The 1,857-nt window shown below is 75.4% G+C and carries 2 protein-coding genes; both read left to right on the forward strand.

Translation table 11 applies throughout. From position 1 onward, the window contains the following. The first annotated feature begins 52 nt into the window (after positions 1-52). On the forward strand, positions 53-835 hold the full coding sequence (locus ACOV8S_RS10275) for a thioesterase II family protein (protein WP_448317480.1): 783 nt from the start codon (positions 53-55) through the stop codon (positions 833-835). Between the two features lie 56 nt (positions 836-891). Then, positions 892-1,767, forward strand: coding sequence for an isocitrate lyase/PEP mutase family protein (locus tag ACOV8S_RS10280; protein ID WP_448317481.1), 876 nt, complete (start codon positions 892-894; stop codon positions 1,765-1,767). The last annotated feature ends 90 nt before the right edge of the window (positions 1,768-1,857 follow it).

Consider the following 1,857-nt stretch of genomic DNA (forward strand, 5'->3'; position numbering starts at 1 on the left):
CCCCCGGGCCACCACCCCCCCCCCGCCACGAGAGAGCGAAGGACAGCCCGCGATGACCACCTCCCCCTGGTTCGTGACTCGACCGGACGCCCCCCGGCCGGCCGTGCGCGTCTACTGCTTCCCCCACGCGGGCGGCAACGCGAAGTCCTTCCTCCGCTGGCAGCCGGACCTGGCGGGCGATGCCGAGATCGTCGGCGTCTGCCAACCCGGCCGCGGACACCGCTTCCGCGAGACCCCGCTCGAGAGCGTGGCGGACCTCGCCGACGGCGCGGCCGAGGCCATCGCCGGCACCGGCGGACCCTTCCTCCTCTTCGGACACAGCTTCGGCGCCGTCCTCGCCTTCGAGGTGGCCCGACGCCTCGGGCCCTCGGCCGGACCGCGCCACCTCGTAGCCTCCGGCTGCTCCGCCCCGGCCCTGCTGCCGACCCGGCGCGTGGTGGAGACCGCACGGCTGGACGGCCCCGCCTTCACCGAGGCGGTCGGCTTCTTCGGCGGACTGCCCCCCGAGGTCGTCGCGGACGAGGCGTTGCAGGACCTGCTGCTGCCCCATCTGCGCTCCGACTTCCGCACGGTCGCCCGGTACACCTACCGGCCGTCGGCCCCCCTCACGGCGCCGGTGACCCTGATCAACGGAGCGGACGACCCGCACGTCGACGCCGCCGCACTCGAGCCCTGGGCGCGCGAGAGCGTCCACCCCCCGGTGGCGCACCAGGTGCCCGGCGGCCACTTCTACTTCGAGGACGCCCCCGCCCTCGTCACCGACGTCCTGCGGCCACTCGTCCGGGCGGTTGATCACGGAACGGCCCCCCGCGGGGAGCATGTGGAGGTTGTCTGAGCCCCGCACGCCACCTTGCACCGGCGCGAGAAAGCGCCCAGCAGAGAGGACCCGCCGTGAACCCGGCCTCCACCGACCAGCAGCGACGAGCCGCGGCCTTCCGCCGACTCCACGAGGCGGACGTGCCGTTCGTCGTCCCCAACCCGTGGGACGCGGGCACCGCGCGCATCCTGGGCGCCCTCGGATTCTCCGCGCTCGCCACCACCGGCGCCGGCCTCGCCTACAGCCGGGGAGTGCCGGACGGCGAGGGACGGCTCGGCCGGGACGACATCCTGGAGAACGCCAGGAGCATCGTCGAGGCGACCTCGCTGCCGGTCACCGCCGACCTGGAGAGCGGCTTCGGCGACACCCCGCAGGAGGTGGCCGAGACCGTCCGCCGGGCCGCCGCGGCAGGGCTGGTCGGCGGCTCCGTCGAGGACTCCACGGGCCGCCCGGACGACCCGGTCAGGCCGCTGGAGGAGGCGGTCGAACGGGTCGCCGCGGCGGTGGAGGCCGCACGGGGGCTCGACTTCCCCTTCACCGTCACCGCCCGGGCGGAGAACTTCTTCCAGGGCAGGCCCGACCTGCCGGACACCGTCCGCCGGCTGCGGGCCTACCAGGAGGCCGGCGCGGACGTCCTCTACGCCCCCGGGCTGCCGGACGCGGACGCGATCCGCACCGTCTGCGCCGCGGTCGACCGGCCGGTCAACGTGCTGCTGGGGGCGCCCGCCCTCGCGCTCACCGTCGAGGAACTGGGCGCGCTGGGGGTCCGTCGCATCAGCGTCGGCTCCGCCATGGCCCGGGCCGCGATCGGCGCGCTCGTCCGCGCCGCGCAGGAGATCAGGACCCACGGCTCCTTCACCTTCGGAGCCGACGCACTCCCGTACGCCGAGGTCAACACGATGATGGCGGCCGAGCTCCCGCCCGGCCCTCAGGAGGACCGAACGCCGTGAGCACGCGAACCCCGGGCGAGCGAAGCCCGAACACACCGACCCGTAGCCCCCGAACGCCCAGCCCGCGCACCGCGAACCCCCGCACCGCGA

The organism is Streptomyces sp. CO7, from assembly GCF_053474865.1.

Bases quoted from the DNA above. Each gene is read 5' to 3' on its own strand.
- ACOV8S_RS10275 (WP_448317480.1), top strand. From the start codon at position 53: ATGACCACCTCCCCCTGGTTCGTGACTCGACCGGACGCCCCCCGGCCG.